Here is a 13,507-nt window from a genome sequence, read left to right as displayed (position 1 = left end):
GTAATATTTGACGCTTCAAAAACTTACGTGTTGGCTATTTCATCAAAAAGTAGTTATGTCAAAGAATTCAAAGAAATCATTTTTGAGAACTCTGGAACAGTTGTAACCGATAGTACACAAAAACAAGCAAGTCAAACAAATACTGGTTTAAAGGAAATTATAGAATCTGAAATATCTAAAGAAGAAACCGTTCAAACTCTAACAGTAAAAGTAGACAATCCTTTAAATATGTCACCAAATCCAGCACAAAGTAATTTAACTATTGATATTAAACAAGGTGATACTATAAAATCTATTGAAATTTATACAGAGTCAGGTTCATTAATTGGCGATTATACCAATAAAGTAAATAATAATACTATTGATATTAGTTCATTACCTAATGCCGTTTATATTGTAAAGGTTGTTAGTATTACCTCCTCATCGAAAATAATTATTAAAGAATAATAATTGGTAAAATGGGATTGAAATATTTACATATGCAGTTTTGAAAGAAAAAATCCTAATAATTTAAAAAATTGATCCTTTTTATGATATGCCGATTGATTAATCTTTTAAAAGTAGCAAGCATTTTACTTGCTACTTTTTCTTCGTTTTTTGGATTGTCCCAAGAAGCTGAGCATCTTTTTCATCAAAAGTACTCCAAGCTTAGTTTTGTTTTTCAACCCTCAATTTTAAAGAAAAGCGACGCTTGGAATTTAAATGGTTCGATGTATCCAAGTATGCGATTTACCAACGATTTTTCTTATCAATTTGGATTTTACTACAATTTTGCTCAAACGGGAAATGTTAATTTCAAAACAGGGATTATCGCCAAAGAATTTATACCGAAATTTGATTTGAATATATCAGATAGTGATATTGGAAATGGTCTTGAAAATTTGCTTACTCAATTTGACCCTTACAATCAGTTTATAATTGCTGTACCGATAAAAACAGAGTATTTTTTAAAAATGACTAAAAAAGTAAATCTCGTTTTTGGAGTGGGGTTGAATTTAAATTTAATTACAGGAACAAATGAAGAGTTAATCTCGGGGGTTGAAGTAAGTGAAAAACCAATATTTAAATCATATTCTAGTGGTCAAAATAGCATTAATTTTTCGTATGAACTATCATTAGGAGCACATTATAAAACCAGTTGGGCTCTTTTTGACATGTCTTTCTTTGTAAATAATTCAATTGCACCTGATTATGTTACTGGTGAATATGAAATTTTCAATCTTGAAAATAGTCCCGACACCTCTGGCAATTTCACTATTCGTAATAACTTTTATGGAATTAGTCTCAACGTCAGTCCAGTAAAAGGATGGTTACGGTAATCCCACTCCCGCCGTTGTACCTCTTTCTGCTAAAGTCTTGGGTGTGATACGTGCCTCTTTTTAGCGAGGAGGTACGCATAATGCGCAGTGTTAGTACGCTTTTTGCGTAGTGTACCCACGCATGATGCGTAGTGTGAGTACACATAATGCGCAGTGTTAGTACGCTTTTTACGTAGTGTACCCACGCATGTTGCGAAGTGTGTGTACGCATGATGCGTAGTGGTAGTACGCTTTTTGTGTAGTATAAGCCAGACTTGCCGGTTGTTTAATAGGTGCGGGCTTCCCCCTGTCTTACCTAACGTTTCCCTGCTTTCGCGAATGTTGACATCGATGGTACACGATTTTGGAGCGAAAACTTAGAAGTTGTTTACAAATAATTTTAAAATAGGTTGCAAATTGTTGCCTATTTGGATAACTTTGTAGTAGATTAGTTGTTTTGAAGCCATTTAGAAGAGAAATAGGGATTTATAAAAGTTATTTTACTGATTTTTACAATGAGCAATCTGTAGAAGTTAGAAAGAAAATAGACTGGACCGTTCTTTTGATCGAAAGTTTACCTATTGTGCCAGAGCGGTATTTTAAACATCTTACCCATACCTCAGGATTATGGGAAATTCGAATCGCAGCGGGAAAAGGCATTTACAGAATTTTTTGTTTTTTCGACAAAGAACAACTGGTGGTTTTACTTGGAGGTTTTCAAAAAAAGACCCAAAAGACACCCAAAAGAGAGATAAAAAAGGCGGAACGTTTGAAAAAAGAATATTTTGAAAAAAAGAGATTATAGAAAGTGGTACTTTCAAGATTAGGTTGCCGCTAAAAATGAATCACACTAAACCTCAAAATAATACCCAACAACATGAAAACAAACAATAATATTCAGCCTTTTGCCTCGCACTTAGATGCGAATTATGGTAAAGTGGGTTCAGCTTCAAGAGAAAAGTTTGAAGCCGAATTTCAAGCGTTTAAAATAGGTGTATTAATTCAAGAAGCCCGAAAAAAACAACAGTTAACCCAGGAAGATTTGGCGCTAAAAGTGGGTACTACCAAAAATTATATTTCAAGAATTGAAAATAATGCAAGCGACATTCGCCTCTCTACTCTAATGCGTATCGTTCAAGACGGACTCGGAGGCCAATTGAAATTGTCGGTGGAGTGGTGAGCTACTCCATAGTTTACAATTGTACGCCAAAGTAAACAAGCGAATGCCCTAACTTATTAAATAAAACGAACAATACAATTTCTGGAGTGAAAATTACCTCTGCTAGCGGAAAAGTTGTAGAATATAGCAAAGATTGAATATTAAATTTAAAGGTACATTTTTGATGCGCTGATAACTACTCACTCCCGCCGTTGTACCTCTTTCTGCTAAAGTCTTGGGTATGATACGTGCCTTTCTGTGGCGAAGCGCTTGCTTTACGGAGCTTCTATCGCAGCGCCCTACGCCAATATCCTTTACCCGTGTACCGTTTCTTTGTTGCCGTATTTGGTGATGATCGAGGCTTCAAAGGCAATCCATTCTTTCCACCGCTTGTCTACATCGATCGATTCGCTGTATTGACGGGCAAATTTCAAAAAGGCCGTGTAGTGCCCCGCTTCGCTAATCATCAGTTCGCGGTAAAATTGCGCCAACTCAGGGTCGCTTATGTTGGTGGATAAAACTTTAAAACGCTCACAACTTCTCGCTTCAATCATGGCGGCAAAAAGCAAACGCTCAATCAAGGCATCGTTGCGGCTGCCGTCTTTTTTCATAAATTTCACCAATTCGCCTACATAGTCGTCCTTGCGCTCGCGACCCAACACCAATCCCCGTTTTTTTATCACTTCATGCACTTGTTCAAAATGCTCTAATTCCTCCCGCGCAATGCGCAACATTTCAGTCACCAGTTCCACCTTATCGGAGTTGTTGACAATAATGTAAATCGCATTGGAAGCCGCTTTTTGCTCGCACCAAGCGTGGTCGGTTAAGATTTCCTCAATATTTGCTTCTACGATATTCACCCAGCGCGGGTCGGTGGCCAATTGTAATCCCAACATAACGATTGCGTTTTGATGCCACAAAATTAAATGTTTTCTTTGTAGGAATGGAAACTCCACGGCTACTTTTTATCGGTCTCGTTTGGCCCGAACCGCAATCGTCGGCAGCAGGCTCCCGTTCGTTGCAACTCCTTTCCCTTTTTGCAGCCAAAGGATACGCTATTACCGTGGCCTCAGCAGCGCAAAACCGCGATTTTTCTATCGATTGGGCGGCTTATCCCTATACCTTTCACCCTATAGCCGTCAACGATACGGCCTTCGACGATTGGGTGAAGACCTTGCAACCCGATGTGGTGATTTTTGACCGTTTTGTGACCGAAGAACAGTTTGGCTGGCGCGTACGCGAACAGTGTCCCCAAGCCTTTACGCTGCTCGATAGTCAAGACCTACATTTTTTACGTGCCGCACGGCAACAGGCGGTCAAAAAGCAAGTGCCGCTTTCCCGTAGTTTGTTGCTTTCGGATACCGCCAAACGTGAACTGGCTGCCTTTTACCGCTGTGATTGGGTGCTGGTCATTTCGGCTTTTGAATACGAATGGTTGCAAAACGAATGGCAATTTCCAGCAGCTCAATTGGTGTATTTGCCCTTGTTTGGGGAAAAAGGGACTTCGATACCCGATTTTACGTCGCGCGCCGATTTTGTGTTTATGGGCAATTTCATGCACGATCCCAATTCCGATGCGGTACTGCTTTTGAAAGAGGTACTCTGGCCAAAGATTCGACGTCAATTGCCCCACGCACAACTCCGAATATATGGCGCATACACCTCCGAACGCATCCAACAAATGCACCAACCCGCGCAAGGATTTCTTTGCTTAGGGCGTGCTCCCGAAGCGTTGGCTACCATTGCCAGTGCCAAGGTTATGCTCGCTCCATTGCGTTTTGGGGCAGGTATTAAAGGCAAGTTGCTCGAAGCCATGCAAATGGGTACCCCTACAGTTACCACTCCAATCGGCGCCGAAGGAATGCACCACGACGGCCTATGGAACGGGGTCATCACCGACGATTGGGATGTTTTTGTAGCGGCAGCAGTCAATCTTTACACCAACGCTTTGGCTTGGACTACAGCGCAAGAACAAGGGTTTGTGTTGTTGCAACAACAGTTTTCTGCAGCACTTCATACCGACCGATTTTGGTCGCGTTGGGATTTGGTTCGAACACAACTGGAACAGCATCGCGAGGCCAATGTTGTGGGACAATTGCTCAACCACCATACATTGCAAAGCACCCGCTACCTATCGAAATGGATTAGTGAAAAAAATAAGACCTAAAAAAAGAGCCCGAAAGCGCTTTTGTTTATTCTGTTAATTTGAAGTTGTAAGTGATTTTTCCCACTTGTCGTTCGGCACCGTCGGGACTGGCCGACCATTTGGTTTGCATGGCTGCAATCTTAGCCTGACTAGCAAGGCATGAAGCAGAGTTGGTGGTGCCGCGCGCGCCCGGTTTGGCATCGATGACGTTTCCGTTTTTATCCACAGTGATTTGAACGACCACGGTTCCTTCTTCATTACACGTATAGGCGGGTTGGGGTTTGTTGAGCGCTTTTCGGCCTGCCAGTTCATAGCCGGGACCGTTTCCGCGTCCGTTGCCACTGCCATTTCCGCCGCCAGTGCCACTTCCTGAGCCGGGACCTGTTCCTGTTCCATTCCCAGGGCCATTTCCGCCTCCCGTACCGCCGCCGCTTCCGCCACTACCGTAGTAGCCGTTGGAACCGAGACTGCCGTTGGTTTTTCCTTTATTACCTCCTGCAGCATCATCGCCATCGCCGCCGCGGTTTCCTCCTTTGAGAATGTTGGCTAAGGCATCGTCGACTTTACGAACGGGTTGTTTTACCTCTTTAGGTTTCGTTGTTTTTATGGGAAGATTGGTTGGTGTCACCGGTTTTTTGGTCGGTTCATTTTTGGGAACAACCACTTCGTCAGGGGCAGCATCGCTATCGTCGGTAAGCAAACTTTCTTCAGGTGTAGGGGTTGCAGTTGCTTTTTGGTTGGTGACATTGAGGTCGTCGTTGCGGTAATCCGAACCCGAACCGAAGTCACTGTCGCCAAAGTTCACCGTCACACCGCCGCCACCGCCACCGCCTGCAATTAAAGCCGCCATTTCTTTGTCGGAGGGAGGCCAAAAGCGAATGAAAAACAAAACCAATATCAGCAGGGCGTAAAGCACTGTGGCCAAAACTAACGAAAGGCGTTTGTCCTGGGTGGTGGTCTCTCCGAGCGGTTTTAGACGGTCTTGTGAGCGGTCAAAAGAGACGTCTTGGGTGGAATGTTCTTGGAAATCCATACGCGGTTTTTGAATTTAACGCTGAAAAGTACAAAAAATTATCATTCATTGGGGGTAGTTGCGGGAGGAGGAAGCGTTTTTTGCAACCAGAGGTAGCCCAAAAGGCCCGATACGGTCGAAGCGATTACAATCACAAATTTGCTGTTGTTGATGACGGTCGTATCGTCAAAGGCTAGTAGGGTGATAAAGATGGACATGGTAAATCCGATACCGCCCAACATACCGAGTCCCAAAAGCCGCTGCCACGTAAATCCTTCGGGGAGTTGGGTGAGTTTGAAACGAACGGTGAGCCAACTAAAGGCAAAAATTCCCAACGGTTTCCCCATGATTAAGCCTACCAGAATGCCAATGCTATACGGGTGCTGTAAGGTATCGATGAGATTGCCTTCGATCACAACAGCGGTATTGCATAGGGCAAAAATAGGAATGATAACAAAGGCTACGGGATGGTGTAACCAATGTTGGAGTTGGTACGAAATTGTGCGTGGATTCCCATTTTCAAACGGAATGGCAAAGGCCAAAAGAACGCCAGTAATTGTGGCATGCACTCCAGAATGCAACATGAAATACCACATAATTATCCCTCCAATGAGGTACCACAAGAGGTTGTTGACCTTTAGTCGGTTGAGGATAAGCAACACTCCAAACACCCCCAGCGAAATGCCGAGGTTTACAAGTTGTAAACTATCAGTATAAAAAATGGCAATCATCAAAATGGCGCCCAAGTCATCGATGACAGCCAACGCGGTCAAAAAGACTTTCAAAGCCACAGGAACCCGTTTGCCCAAAAGCGACAAGATCCCAATGGCAAAAGCAATATCGGTTGCCATAGGAATACCATAGCCTTTGAGGGTAGGAGTGTCGTGGTTGAATACAACAAACAGTAACGCAGGCACGAGCATGCCGCCTAAAGCTCCCGCTAAGGGCAGGGCAGCGTCTTTGATTTTGGAGAGTTCACCAATGTATACTTCCCGTTCAAGTTCAAGTCCAATAAGCAAGAAGAAAATAGCCATCAAACCGTCGTTGATCCAATATTCTACAGTTTTTCCACCCAAGGCAGTATGCCACCAATGCAAGTAGGATTCCGACCATTGGGAATTGGCCAAGAATAGGGAGAGTATCGTGCAAAAAACAAGAACTAATCCGCCTGCTTTTTCACTTTCAAAAAAGGAAGTAAACAATCGAGTTACTTTCATGATACAAGTTGTTGAAGGGCAATTTCAAAGGCAGTAGCACTAATGTTTTGTTTATCGGATTTGCGATCATGTAAGCGTTCGATAGCTTTTTTGATGGTTTCGGAGGTGTCGAAGAAAATAGCTTCATCGGTCATTTGGACTTTTTTCTCCATAAAATAGGCAAACACGCGCGCCATACCACAGTTAGATATGAAATCAGGAATCAAACTCACCTTTTGATCGGTACATTCCATAATGGGACCGAAGAAAATCTCCTTGTCAGCAAAAGGCACATTGGCTCCACAAGTGATGACTTCCAATCCGCTCTCGATCATAGCATCGACTTGGCTTTGCGTGACGAGACGAGATGCGGCGCAAGGAGCAAAAATTTCGGCTCCCATGTTCCATATTTTTTCATTGATTTCGGTAAAAGGAATCATGTTTTCGGCCACCAATTTATTGCCGTCTTTGTTGAGGAACAAACGTTTGATTTCGTCATAGGTAAATCCGTTTTCATTCATAACGCCACCCTCACGGTCAAGGATTCCGACGACACGAACTCCCATTTCAGCAAGGTAAAATGCAGCGGACGAACCCACGTTGCCAAATCCTTGCACAATTGCTTTTTTACCTTGATAATCCCCACCATAGGTGTTGTAATAATGGCGAACGGCCTCGGCGACTCCGTATCCTGTAATCATATCGGCTACGGTGTATTTTCGCAAAACATCGGGGGAAAATTTAGGGTTTTCTATCACCTTAATCACGCCTTGACGCAATTGACCAATACGGTTGATTTTGTCAGCATCGGTGGGTTTGAAATGCCCGTTAAACACCCCTTCTTGCGGATGCCATACGCCACATTCTTCGGTCATGGGAATTACTTCGTGGATTTCATCGACGTTTAGGTCGCCCCCCGTGCCGTAATAACTTTTCAATAGTGGCGATACTGCTTTGTACCAACGTTTCAAAACGTCTTTTTTACGCGGGTCGTTGGGGTCAAAGTTGATCCCTGATTTTGCGCCTCCAATGGCAGGACCGGATACGGTAAATTTCACTTCCATGGTTTTGGCCAATGAAAGCACTTCGTTCATATCAAGCCCTTTACGCATTCGTGTTCCACCTCCGGCAGCACCGCCACGAAGGGAATTGATTACCGTCCAACCTTCCGCATCGGTTTCGCTATCTTTCCAGTTGAATACAATTTCGGGTTGTTTATTTTCAAATTTTTTCAGTAAATCTTTCATCGTAGTTTATTTGTGCCGCAAAAGTACGGATTCCTTTATAATTCATCCTTTCCAAGGGTATACTTTTCCACTGCAATGGTCTTCGAGGGCACCAGTAACACTCGAAAGCACATTGATTTCCTCCCGCAAGCGCAGTACGCCCAACAACCCAAAAATCAAGGCTTCTTTAAATTCTAAGGTTGTGTTATCGGGCACGATGAGGGTCATTTCGGGGAGGTAGGCTTGCATTCGTTGAAGTAAAAAATGATTGTAAGCGCCTCCGCCAGTGATGAGTAAACGTCCTTGGGCAATGGGTAATGCCTGGGCGGTTTGGTAGGCAATATGTTCGGTAAAGGTGCGAAGCGCGTCAATGGGCGAGGGGTTGTAACGGTGCATCAGGGGTAAGACTTTTTCGCGCACAAATTCAACCCCCAACGATTTAGGAAAGGGTTGTGTGTAGTATTCCAAGCCATTTAAAGCCTTCAATAGCTCAGGCAAAAGTGTTCCCTCGGCCGCACGTTCTCCCCCGGCATCATAGGCTATTCCAAGTTGTGCGGCATAGTGATTGAGAACGGTATTGACGGGCGAAATATCGAAGGCAATGCGGCGTTGATGGTGTTCAAAGGAGACGTTGGAGAACCCCCCGAGATTGAGGCAATAAGTGTACTCTGAAAACAGCATTCGGTCGCCGATAGGAACCAAAGGAGCGCCTTGTCCACCGCGTTCTACATCCTGCACGCGAAAATCGCACACTACCGTTTGTTGGCAATACGACGCAATTTCAGGAAGGTTGCCGATTTGTAAAGTATATCCGTTTTGCGGTTGGTGAAGAATCGTATGTCCATGAGAGCATACCGCATCAAGGGCTTGAAGGTCATGGGTTTGAATAAAAGTCGCAATCACTTCGCCGAGATAGGCAGTATACTCCTGATTAAGTTGTTGAAGTTCGGGTGGGGCATAGTGGAGGGCATCCTGCAAACGACGGTGCCAACTATTGGAATAAGGCAAGGTGGCAGAAACGCCGAACGCATAGGTCCAACGCCCGTTTTCGAACGTAAAAAAAACTTCAGCCAAGTCAATGCCGTCGAGGGATGTGCCCGACATGACGCCGAGAATATGATAGGTGTGTTTAGACATTTTTTAAAATTACGAAATCGTTTGAAGTTTCGCGTTTTATATTATACATTTGGAAACCAAAATTAAAATTTACGACTAACAAACACGAATTTATATGGATTTTAATCTTACCGAAGAGCATTTGATGATTCAGCAGGCGGCGCGTGATTTTGCTCAAAACGAATTATTGCACGGCGTGATTGAACGCGATGAACACTCCAAGTTCCCTTCCGAGCAGGTCAAAATGATGGCTGATTTGGGTTTTATGGGCATGATGGTTGACCCCAAATACGGGGGCGCTGGATTGGATAGTGTATCGTATGTGTTGGCGATGACGGAGATTGCCAAAGTCGATGCTTCAGCGGCGGTAATTATGTCGGTGAATAACTCGTTGGTCTGTGCGGGTATGGAGAAATACTGTAGCGAAGAACAAAAAATGAAATATTTGGTGCCTTTAGCCAAAGGTGAAAAGATCGGTGCTTTCTGTTTGTCGGAGCCTGAAGCAGGTTCGGATGCCACTTCGCAAAAAACGACGGCGAAAGACATGGGGGATTATTATTTGTTGAATGGAACCAAAAACTGGATTACCAACGGTTCAACCGCTTCAACCTATTTGGTTATGGCGCAAACTGATCCTGAAAAAGGACACAAAGGAATCAATGCATTAATTGTAGAAAAAGGGTGGGAAGGATTTGAAATTGGGCCCAAAGAAAAAAAGATGGGTATTCGCGGTTCGGATACGCATTCTTTAATGTTTACCGATGTTAAAGTGCCGAAAGAAAACCGTATAGGTGAAGATGGTTTTGGATTTTCTTTTGCCATGAATGTTTTGAATGGAGGCCGGATTGGTATCGCTTCGCAAGCTCTAGGTATTGCGTATGGTGCTTATGAATTGGCGTTGAAATATGCCCAAGAGCGCAAAGCTTTCGGGAAAGAAATTTTTAAACACCAAGCAATTGCTTTCAAATTGGCCGATATGTATTTGAAAACGACAGCGGCTAAATTGTTGGTGATGAAAGCAGCGGTGGAGAAAGATGAAGGAAAAGATATTGCCCACAGTGGTGCGATGGCCAAATTGTATGCTTCCGAAGTTGCGTTGGAGGTAGCCAATGAGGCAGTTCAGATTCACGGAGGGAACGGATATGTGGCTGAGTATCATGTAGAGCGTATGATGCGTGATGCGAAGATTACGCAGATTTATGAAGGAACTTCTGAGATTCAGCGTATTGTAATTTCCAGAGGACTTATTGCTTAATGTATAGATGAATAGTGAAGAAACCTCCCTTAGTGGAGGTTTTTTTGTGTGTTGAAATCCCTAACTTTGCTCCAAGGACCATGAGCTGCGGATGCGCAAAAAATAGAGTGACCAATTAGACCTAAAACCTATGAATATTATCGTTACTGGAACATCCCGAGGAATCGGTTTGCAATTAGCACTACAATGTGCAGAAGCGGGGCATCAAGTGTTGGCCTTATCGCGAAAAATCCCTCAGGAATTGATGCAACACCCCAATATTACTTGCTTCTCCCTTGATTTAATGGTAGAGGACGATTTGCAACAGGTCCGGAATTTTCTCACCCATAGTTGGAAGCAGGTAGATCGACTTGTACACAATGCGGGGAGTTTGGTCAACAAGCCCTTTGAACAATTGCGTATGGAAGATTTTGACCGGGTTTACAAGGTGAATGTCTTCGGAATAGCGATGCTCACGCAGGTTTGTCTGCCCTTCATGCCAGAGGGAAGTCATGTGGTCAGTGTGAGTTCGATGGGCGGTGTACAAGGCAGTATGAAATTCCCCGGATTGGCCGCTTACAGTTCGAGCAAAGGCGCTGTCATTACCTTATCGGAACTGCTTGCTGAGGAATACAAAGAGCGCGGTATTGCATTTAATGTTTTGGCCTTAGGAGCTGTTCAAACCGAAATGTTGGAAGAAGCATTCCCTGGGTACCAAGCCCCTGTATCTGCGGCCGAAATGGCCGATTATATCTATAATTTCACCTTAAAAGGGAATGCTTTTCATAATGGAAAAATTATTCAGGTTTCATCTTCTACTCCATGATTGAATTATGAATTATGAATTATGAATTATAACTAGTACATACATTTATTAAATATCAAATTTTTAAAAGCCATGAAGAAAAGTATAATAATAGAAAAAAGCTTTCAGTTAGCCCTGAAAGGGGTTCAATTTTATCAACAAGTATTGCTTACCAATAGAGATTTTGTAACGGAACGACAGTTTTTGAAGTCGGTTACTTCTGTTGGGGCTAATGTGCGAGAAGCCCATAATGCACAGTCGAAATTAGATTTTATTCATAAACTACATATTGCTCAAAAAGAATGTGCAGAAACGCAATATTGGTTAGAATTAATGGTAGCTACTCAACGGATATCTGAAGTTCAATTTGATTCATTAAATAAGGATTGTGAGGAAGTTTTTCGGATATTGCGAAGCATTATTTTAACAACGAGACGAAATTTGAAACTCATCTCTTAATTCATAACTTATAATTTTTCCTTTGGAAGTCCTCGCCAAATACCTCCCTGAGCATGCTGTAATGCCTTGTTTTGAGTTGATCAAAACCCATAGTGTGCATTTGAAGATTGTCCATGAGCGTCAAACGAGGCATGGTGATTATCGGAAAGCGGTCAATGGGAAGCACGAAATTACGGTGAATGCCAATTTGAATAAGTACCGTTTTTTGATCACCTTGGTTCACGAGATTGCGCATTTGGTGGCTTTTGAGCAATACGGCAGGCACATAAAACCTCATGGTGTCGAGTGGAAAATGACGTTTCAGCGGTTGATGGTACCGTTTATACGACCCGAGATTTTTCCACACTCAGTGTTGCCTTTGATAGCCCAACATTTTCGAAATCCCACGGCTTCCAGTGATACCGATGCGCGTTTGGCTTTTGCGTTAAAACAGTTTGACGAGCGTAAATCGGATATCTATTTTATCCACGAAGTGCCTAATGGTGCTTGCTTTCGCCTTAAAAACGGTCGGATTTTTCAAAAGCAAGGGTTACGGGTGAAACGGTATATTTGTTTGGAATTGGCTACGGGAAAATTGTTTTTGTTTAATGCCAATGCTGAGGTAGAATTAGTGCCAGGAGGATAAATCCTTCTATTATTTTATCTTTTTTTAATCATATTTATGCGTATCCTATGGGGATTAAATATATTTGTATCGACGGTTCGATAAGAACTGTAGACCAATTTTAGCTACATGAATTCCAATTATTACGCGATTATAATGGCAGGCGGGGTAGGTTCTCGTTTTTGGCCTGTGAGTACAACTGATTTTCCGAAGCAATTTCACGATATGTTGGGTTCAGGGGAAACCTTGATTCAAAAAACGTTCAGTCGTTTGTCGAAGAGTATTCCCGTAGAGAACATTCTGATATTGACCAATGCACGTTACAATGCCCTTGTTTTAGAACAACTACCAGAGGTAGCACCCCAGCAAATTCTATTAGAGCCCGCCATGCGCAATACAGCGCCATGTATTTTGTATGCTTCATTTAAAATCAAAAAACAAAATCCTGATGCAGTATTCGTGGTTGCGCCCAGCGATCATTGGATAGAGGATGAACAAGCGTTTACACAAAATTTACAGCAGTGTTTTGATTTTTGTGCAAAAGAAAATGCACTAATGACTTTGGGAATTCAACCCACTTTCCCCAATACGGGTTTTGGATATATTGAATACAATCAAAAAGAGACTGCCGCAGTGAAGTCAGTGGTTCAATTTCGCGAAAAACCCGATTATGAAACGGCCAAACAATTTTTGGAGCAGGGTAATTACTTGTGGAACGGTGGAATTTTTATTTGGAATGTACAAGCGATAACTGAAGCTTTTCAGCATTTTCAACCTGCCATGTATGCCTTGTTTTCAGCGGGAATGGAAGCGTACAATACCCCCAATGAATCCGATTTTATAACGGAACATTATGCGCATGCAGAAAACATTTCCATTGATTATGCCATTTTAGAACATGCCCGAAACGTCTACGTATTGCCCGCCACTTTTGACTGGAACGATTTAGGAACCTGGGGTTCGCTTCATGAAAAATTAGATAAAGATGCTCAAGATAATGCGGTGGTGAATGCAACTGTAATTTTGGAAAACGCCTCCAACAATATTATTCGCGCCGAAGGGAAAAAGCTTATTGTCATTGATGGTTTGGATGATTTTATCATTGTTGACCATCACGATGTTTTGTTGATTTATCCCAAAGGGAAGGAACAAGAAATCAAACGAATTACAGCCAAGGCTAGCGAGATTTAATTTTTTTCTTTCCTTTTAAAATCCGTTTGTTTTCTCAATTAGATTTTATTACCTTTATAAG

15 protein-coding genes are annotated in these 13,507 nt (G+C 42.7%); 10 read left to right on the top strand and 5 right to left on the bottom strand.

All coding sequences use genetic code 11. The annotated features are described in order from the left end of the window. From ABWO12_RS00645 to ABWO12_RS00630, 4 genes are all read left to right on the top strand, one after another. Nucleotides 1-447 (top strand): T9SS type A sorting domain-containing protein (locus tag ABWO12_RS00645; RefSeq protein WP_353086300.1); only part of this gene is annotated, 447 nt, incomplete at its 5' end. Nucleotides 448-542: 95 nt separating this feature from the next. Continuing rightward, nucleotides 543-1,319 (top strand): hypothetical protein, encoded by a 777-nt coding sequence (locus tag ABWO12_RS00640; RefSeq protein ID WP_353086298.1) that lies wholly within the window; start codon nucleotides 543-545, stop codon nucleotides 1,317-1,319. 436 nt (nucleotides 1,320-1,755) lie between these two features. Continuing rightward, nucleotides 1,756-2,103, top strand: a complete 348-nt coding sequence (locus tag ABWO12_RS00635; protein WP_353086296.1) for a type II toxin-antitoxin system RelE/ParE family toxin — start codon at nucleotides 1,756-1,758, stop codon at nucleotides 2,101-2,103. Nucleotides 2,104-2,175: 72 nt separating this feature from the next. After that, on the top strand, nucleotides 2,176-2,478 hold the full coding sequence (locus ABWO12_RS00630) for a helix-turn-helix domain-containing protein (protein WP_353086294.1): 303 nt from the start codon (nucleotides 2,176-2,178) through the stop codon (nucleotides 2,476-2,478). A gap of 293 nt (nucleotides 2,479-2,771) precedes the next feature. Here the strand turns inward: ABWO12_RS00630 and ABWO12_RS00625 are convergent, their stop codons facing one another. Further along, the gene (locus tag ABWO12_RS00625) at nucleotides 2,772-3,353 is read right to left on the bottom strand and encodes a MiaE family protein (RefSeq protein WP_353086292.1); all 582 of its coding nucleotides are present in this window, start codon (nucleotides 3,351-3,353) and stop codon (nucleotides 2,772-2,774) included. Nucleotides 3,354-3,400: 47 nt separating this feature from the next. On the opposite strand from ABWO12_RS00625, the gene ABWO12_RS00620 reads away from it, so the two are divergent. Then, nucleotides 3,401-4,624, top strand: coding sequence for a glycosyltransferase (locus tag ABWO12_RS00620; protein ID WP_353086290.1), 1,224 nt, complete (start codon nucleotides 3,401-3,403; stop codon nucleotides 4,622-4,624). Nucleotides 4,625-4,649: 25 nt separating this feature from the next. On the opposite strand, the gene ABWO12_RS00615 is transcribed toward ABWO12_RS00620, so the two are convergent. The 4 genes from ABWO12_RS00615 to ABWO12_RS00600 are packed head-to-tail and all read right to left on the bottom strand — an operon-like array spanning nucleotide 4,650 to nucleotide 9,174. Beyond that, nucleotides 4,650-5,636: an energy transducer TonB family protein gene (locus ABWO12_RS00615; RefSeq protein ID WP_353086289.1), complete on the bottom strand. Its 987-nt coding sequence runs from the start codon at nucleotides 5,634-5,636 to the stop codon at nucleotides 4,650-4,652. Nucleotides 5,637-5,677: 41 nt separating this feature from the next. Then, nucleotides 5,678-6,832, bottom strand: a complete 1,155-nt coding sequence (gene nhaA / locus ABWO12_RS00610) for a Na+/H+ antiporter NhaA (protein ID WP_353086288.1) — start codon at nucleotides 6,830-6,832, stop codon at nucleotides 5,678-5,680. Continuing rightward, nucleotides 6,829-8,058 carry a Glu/Leu/Phe/Val dehydrogenase dimerization domain-containing protein gene (locus ABWO12_RS00605; RefSeq protein ID WP_353086286.1) on the bottom strand — a complete coding sequence of 410 codons (1,230 nt, stop codon included), beginning with the start codon at nucleotides 8,056-8,058 and terminating at the stop codon, nucleotides 6,829-6,831. The genes nhaA and ABWO12_RS00605 overlap by 4 nt, the downstream gene beginning before the upstream one ends. Before the next feature lie 42 nt (nucleotides 8,059-8,100). Further along, the gene (locus ABWO12_RS00600; protein ID WP_353086284.1) at nucleotides 8,101-9,174 is read right to left on the bottom strand and encodes an anhydro-N-acetylmuramic acid kinase; all 1,074 of its coding nucleotides are present in this window, start codon (nucleotides 9,172-9,174) and stop codon (nucleotides 8,101-8,103) included. Nucleotides 9,175-9,268: 94 nt separating this feature from the next. On the opposite strand from ABWO12_RS00600, the gene ABWO12_RS00595 reads away from it, so the two are divergent. The 5 genes from ABWO12_RS00595 (at nucleotide 9,269) to ABWO12_RS00575 (ending at nucleotide 13,446) form a co-directional block, all read left to right on the top strand. Then, nucleotides 9,269-10,408, top strand: coding sequence for an acyl-CoA dehydrogenase family protein (locus ABWO12_RS00595; RefSeq protein ID WP_353086282.1), 1,140 nt, complete (start codon nucleotides 9,269-9,271; stop codon nucleotides 10,406-10,408). A 130-nt stretch (nucleotides 10,409-10,538) separates the two neighbouring features. Next, the gene (locus tag ABWO12_RS00590) at nucleotides 10,539-11,213 is read left to right on the top strand and encodes an SDR family NAD(P)-dependent oxidoreductase (protein ID WP_353086281.1); all 675 of its coding nucleotides are present in this window, start codon (nucleotides 10,539-10,541) and stop codon (nucleotides 11,211-11,213) included. Between the two features lie 72 nt (nucleotides 11,214-11,285). After that, nucleotides 11,286-11,651, top strand: a complete 366-nt coding sequence (locus ABWO12_RS00585; protein WP_353086279.1) for a four helix bundle protein — start codon at nucleotides 11,286-11,288, stop codon at nucleotides 11,649-11,651. Nucleotides 11,652-11,712: 61 nt separating this feature from the next. Further along, nucleotides 11,713-12,276: a SprT-like domain-containing protein gene (locus tag ABWO12_RS00580; RefSeq protein WP_353086309.1), complete on the top strand. Its 564-nt coding sequence runs from the start codon at nucleotides 11,713-11,715 to the stop codon at nucleotides 12,274-12,276. A 108-nt stretch (nucleotides 12,277-12,384) separates the two neighbouring features. Further along, nucleotides 12,385-13,446: a mannose-1-phosphate guanylyltransferase gene (locus ABWO12_RS00575; RefSeq protein ID WP_353086278.1), complete on the top strand. Its 1,062-nt coding sequence runs from the start codon at nucleotides 12,385-12,387 to the stop codon at nucleotides 13,444-13,446. Nucleotides 13,447-13,507: the final 61 nt, after the last annotated feature.

The organism is Flavobacterium sp., from assembly GCF_040379285.1.
In the GTDB taxonomy this organism is placed as follows: Bacteria; Bacteroidota; Bacteroidia; order Flavobacteriales; family Flavobacteriaceae; genus Flavobacterium.
Note: the sequence above shows the minus strand (reverse complement) of the source record. Positions and strands in the feature narration are given on the sequence as shown.

Bases quoted from the DNA above. Each gene is read 5' to 3' on its own strand.
- ABWO12_RS00630 (WP_353086294.1), top strand. From the start codon at position 2,176: ATGAAAACAAACAATAATATTCAGCCTTTTGCCTCGCACTTAGATGCG.
- ABWO12_RS00625 (WP_353086292.1), bottom strand. From the start codon at position 3,353: ATGTTGGGATTACAATTGGCCACCGACCCGCGCTGGGTGAATATCGTA.
- ABWO12_RS00620 (WP_353086290.1), top strand. From the start codon at position 3,401: ATGGAAACTCCACGGCTACTTTTTATCGGTCTCGTTTGGCCCGAACCG.
- ABWO12_RS00615 (WP_353086289.1), bottom strand. From the start codon at position 5,636: ATGGATTTCCAAGAACATTCCACCCAAGACGTCTCTTTTGACCGCTCA.
- nhaA (WP_353086288.1), bottom strand. From the start codon at position 6,832: ATGAAAGTAACTCGATTGTTTACTTCCTTTTTTGAAAGTGAAAAAGCA.
- ABWO12_RS00605 (WP_353086286.1), bottom strand. From the start codon at position 8,058: ATGAAAGATTTACTGAAAAAATTTGAAAATAAACAACCCGAAATTGTA.
- ABWO12_RS00600 (WP_353086284.1), bottom strand. From the start codon at position 9,174: ATGTCTAAACACACCTATCATATTCTCGGCGTCATGTCGGGCACATCC.
- ABWO12_RS00595 (WP_353086282.1), top strand. From the start codon at position 9,269: ATGGATTTTAATCTTACCGAAGAGCATTTGATGATTCAGCAGGCGGCG.
- ABWO12_RS00590 (WP_353086281.1), top strand. From the start codon at position 10,539: ATGAATATTATCGTTACTGGAACATCCCGAGGAATCGGTTTGCAATTA.
- ABWO12_RS00585 (WP_353086279.1), top strand. From the start codon at position 11,286: ATGAAGAAAAGTATAATAATAGAAAAAAGCTTTCAGTTAGCCCTGAAA.
- ABWO12_RS00580 (WP_353086309.1), top strand. From the start codon at position 11,713: ATGCCTTGTTTTGAGTTGATCAAAACCCATAGTGTGCATTTGAAGATT.
- ABWO12_RS00575 (WP_353086278.1), top strand. From the start codon at position 12,385: ATGAATTCCAATTATTACGCGATTATAATGGCAGGCGGGGTAGGTTCT.